This window comes from Mesorhizobium sp. P5_C1 (assembly GCF_054049815.1).
This window is the reverse complement of the sequence record NZ_JBFULQ010000502.1, coordinates 1-4,038: the sequence shown is the minus strand read 5'-3', so window position 1 is coordinate 4,038 and position 4,038 is coordinate 1. Positions and strand designations below refer to the sequence as shown.

Below are 4,038 nucleotides of genomic sequence, written 5' to 3'. Positions count from 1 at the left end.
GGCTTCGTGCTGGGCTGGTGCGCCGAGGGACAAGTGCGTGAAACCGTTCCGGCCCGGCGCCTCGAAGCCGACTGGATCCGTGCCCGCAGCCTGCGCAACGGCGTGATCTCGACACTGGTCGAAAAGAAGAAACGCGCCGGCACGCCGCTGGCCGGCGCCATGGTGTTGCTGAAGAGCCTGGCGCTGCTTGCCGCCTCGCCGTTCCGCGGCATGCTCCGGCTGGCGCGGACAGGATCGCCGGCGATCGCCATCTACCCCGTCCATGTGGCGCTGGGCCGCGTGCTGGCCGAATTCGGATATGCCAATGAGCAGTACCGCCAGCCTGAGAAAAACTGAGCGCGCGCCGCTCAGCGCCGCATTCACCCGCGAAGGCGTGGCGACCGCGATCGCAGCACTGCTGTTCACCGTCATCATGGTGTCCTTCCGGCCGTTCCAGCCGGCCGGCGCCGAACTGACCGGTGAAGGCGGCGACATCGTCAACCAGCTTGGCTTCGGCTCGCTCGGCGCCATGTCGATCTTCTCGCTGATGGCTTTCGCCGATCCGCGCGTGGTGCGCTCGCTGCTCAGCCCGTCCTGGGTGCTGATGCTCGGTTTCTTTTTCCTGTCGGTGGTGCTGGCAACCGACCCGCCCACGGCGATGCGTGCCGCCTCGTTCACGCTGATCGGCATTTTGACGATGGCGACGATACTGGTCTTGCCGCGCGACGCCGAGGCTTTCTCAAAGGTCATCATCTTCACCGCCGTCGTGGTCATGGGCCTGTCCTATTTCGGCCTCATCGTCTTTCCGCACGAAGCCATGCACACCGCCGACTCACAGGAGCCCGAACATGCCGGCCTGTGGCGCGGCGTGTTCACCCACAAGAACATCGCCGGCCCGATCATGGCCTGTTTCAGCTTCGCCGGCCTGTACCTCTACCGGCGCGGGCAGCGGCTTTGGGGGGCGGCGATCTTTTGCGCGGCGATGATCTTCATGCTGCACACCGGCTCCAAGACGACGGCCGGGCTGGTGCCGTTCTCGATCCTGATCGTCGTGCTGCCGAGCCTGATGGGGATGCGGCTTGGCACGCCGGTCCTGTTTGCGCTGGCGATGATCGGCACGGCGGTCGGCACGCTGGGCATCGTCTTCCTGCCGCCGGTGAAACATCTGGCGGCGATCTATTTCCCCGACCTCACCTATACCGGGCGCACGACGCTGTGGGAGTTCGCCGGCAGCATGCTGGCGAAGAGACCATGGACCGGCTACGGCTATGAAAGCTTCTGGGGCACGCCGCTGCTGCTCAACCAGGACCAGCCCTTCGACCGACCGTGGGACATCAGAACCATCGTGCACGGCCATGACGGCTATCTCGACATCGCCGTGCTGATGGGCATTCCGGCACTTTGCGTCGCGGTCTACACCTTCCTCATCGCGCCGCTGCGCGACTATATGCGTATCCCGCTTCGCAAGGAAAACATCTATCTCGGCGACTTCTTCATGATGGTGGTGCTGTTCACGGCGCTCAACGCCTTCCTCGAAAGCTTCTTCTTCCATCGAGGCGACCCGGTCTGGCTGTTCTTCGTGCTCGGCGTGCTTGGGCTGAGACAGGTGTCGCTGCGGCCCATGGCAGTGCGGGATTCCGATCGCGGCTAGCGGTCTTCTCGTCCGTCCTGACGGGGCTTCCCCACCGAACCGCGAGCGTCTATGTGAAGGCCTTCCTTCGGAGGGTTCCATGACGATCAAGCTCGTTCTCGCCGGCTGCGGCAATATGGGTTACGCCATGCTCTCGGGCTGGCTGAAATCCGGCAAGCTTCAACCATCGGCGGTCTTCGTGGTCGAGCCCAATGCCGACCTACGCAATCGAGCAGCAGTGCTGGGCTGCGGGACATCAGCCGATGCCGGCGGCATTCCAGCCGATGCCGTTCCCGATCTCGTCGTCATCGCGGTGAAGCCGCAAGTGATCCGCGACGTGACGGCCGCCTACAAGCGCTTCGGCGACGGCCGCACCACCTTCGTCAGCATCGCTGCCGGGACACCGGCCGCCACTTTCGAAGAAATCCTGGGCAGCCGCGCACCGGTTGTGCGCTGCATGCCCAACACGCCCGCTGCCATCGGCAAGGGCATGATGGTGGTGTTCTCCAACCGACTGGTCTCCGACGACACCAAGCGTTTCGTTTCCGACCTATTGTCGGCGAGTGGCGAAGTGGCCACCATTGACGACGAGGGCCTGATGGATGCGGTGACCGCCGTGTCCGGATCGGGGCCGGCCTATATTTTCCATTTCATCGAGGCACTGACCGTGGCCGCCGAGAAGGCTGGCCTGCCGACGGCAACCGCCAAGCTGCTCGCCATGCAGACAGTCTACGGCGCTGCCTCGCTCGCCGCCGAAAGCGGCGAGGAACCGGGCGTTCTGCGCCAGCAGGTCACCAGCCCCAACGGCACGACGGCAGCCGCGCTTGGCGTGCTGATGCGGGAGGACGGGCTCACCAATCTGCTTGTCCAGGCAGTCGAGGCCGCGCGGCTGCGGTCGATCGAACTGGGTAAGTAAGAACTCAGTTCGTTCCGTACAGCATCTCGTCCTGCAGCTGGCGCAAGGCGAACAGCCGCGTGGTCTGGTCGGGCGCGGCATTGTCGGCGTTCAGCAGTTCGCCTTTCCGGACCGACTTCAACACCTTGCCGCCCTCGAGCAGGCCGACCGGCACGGCGCGTTGGGCGCGAGCGTCACCTGTGGTCATGGTCCAGGAGCGATAGCAGGTCTCGCCGATCGCATCGAAGGTTTCGCCGGCGGCGAGATCGCGCTTGGCGACGGCGCACACTTCGGCCACCGGCTTTGGCAGCGGCACCATGTCGGGCTTGCCGAAAAGCACGATGCGGGCAGCGGTCAGCGGCACTTCCAGCGAGGTCAGATGGTACGGCCGGAACAGGCTGTAATAGGGGCCGTGGCCGATATGCAAATCGTCCATGCGCTCGATGATACGCGGATGCGTCGCCTCGACGATGACGAAGACGCCGGGCGCGACGCCCTTGCCGACCGTGTAGTCGACGACGCCTTTCTTCAACAGCAGACCGCCATCCTCGCGCGGGATGAGCACTTTGGCGAGGTCATCGCGATCGGCCCTCGGGCCATGCATGCCGGGGACATCGGGCACCAGCCCGGTGGCGTTGGCGATGGCGCACATCTCGACCATGGTTTTCGAACCGTCGACGAATTCGACCAGCATGCGCGGGTTCATATTGCGGCGGATCGCTTCCTCGCGATAATCGTCCGGCACAGCATCGTGGTTGAGTGGGTTGTTCTTGCCCTTGCCGGCGGAGACGATGGTGTAGCCGAGCGCGGACGCAAATTCGATCAGCTCCATGCAGCTCGACGGCTCGTCGCCGGCGCCGACCGAATAGACGACGCCCAACCGGTCGGCCTGCTGCTTGAGATAGCAGCCGATGGTGACGTCGGCCTCAACGTTCATCATCACCAGATGCTTGCCGTGCTCCATCGCCATCAGGTCGAAATCAGCGGCGACGCCCGGCTTGCCGGTGGCGTCGATGACGACGTCGATCAGCGGATTGGTGACCAGCATTTCATTGGAGGTGATGGCGATCTTGCCGCTCTCGATGGCACCGGTGACTTTCGACGCGGTGTCGGCTTCGACCGCCATCGCTTCATCGCCGTAGGCAATACGGATGGCCTCGCGCGCGGTGTGCGGGCGTCGTGTCGAGACGGCGCAGACCGAGATGCCCTTCATCAGCATGCCTTGCGTCACCAGATCAGTGCCCATCTCGCCCGAGCCGATAACGCCGATGCGTACCGGGCGGCCCTCGGCGGCACGGCTGGCGAGATCGCGGGCAAGCCCGGTCAAGGCGACATTGGTCATGCGGGAGCGTCCATGCTTCTCGATTTCGAGGCGGCAATAGCAGGGAATCGCCCCCTTTTGCCAATGAAACCGCAAGCCGGCGGCAATTTCTCGCTCGTCAATGCAGCGTTAGAACAACCTTCCCACCCATCTCCGAGCCATTGAAACCGGGTTCAGACCACCCTGACATAGCTCGTCATTCCCGATTTCTGG

At 64.2% G+C, this 4,038-nt stretch carries 3 protein-coding genes and 1 pseudogene; 3 read left to right on the top strand and 1 reads right to left on the bottom strand.

Annotation, left to right across the window (positions count from 1 at the left end; all coding sequences use genetic code 11):
* The 3 genes and pseudogenes from ACXJ7R_RS26670 to proC form a co-directional block, all read left to right on the top strand.
* A pseudogene (locus tag ACXJ7R_RS26670) lies at positions 1-336 on the top strand (glycosyltransferase family 2 protein); the annotation flags it as partial.
* Complete coding sequence (locus ACXJ7R_RS26665; RefSeq protein ID WP_457154440.1) at positions 305-1,630, top strand: O-antigen ligase family protein; 1,326 nt, start codon at positions 305-307, stop codon at positions 1,628-1,630. The pseudogene ACXJ7R_RS26670 and the gene ACXJ7R_RS26665, both read left to right, overlap by 32 nt.
* A 79-nt stretch (positions 1,631-1,709) precedes the next feature.
* Positions 1,710-2,525 (top strand): pyrroline-5-carboxylate reductase, encoded by an 816-nt coding sequence (gene proC / locus ACXJ7R_RS26660; protein WP_457154439.1) that lies wholly within the window; start codon positions 1,710-1,712, stop codon positions 2,523-2,525.
* Positions 2,526-2,529: 4 nt separating this feature from the next.
* On the opposite strand, the gene ACXJ7R_RS26655 is transcribed toward proC, so the two are convergent.
* Complete coding sequence (locus ACXJ7R_RS26655; RefSeq protein ID WP_457154438.1) at positions 2,530-3,846, bottom strand: NAD(P)H-dependent oxidoreductase; 1,317 nt, start codon at positions 3,844-3,846, stop codon at positions 2,530-2,532.
* Between the last annotated feature and the right edge of the window lie 192 nt (positions 3,847-4,038).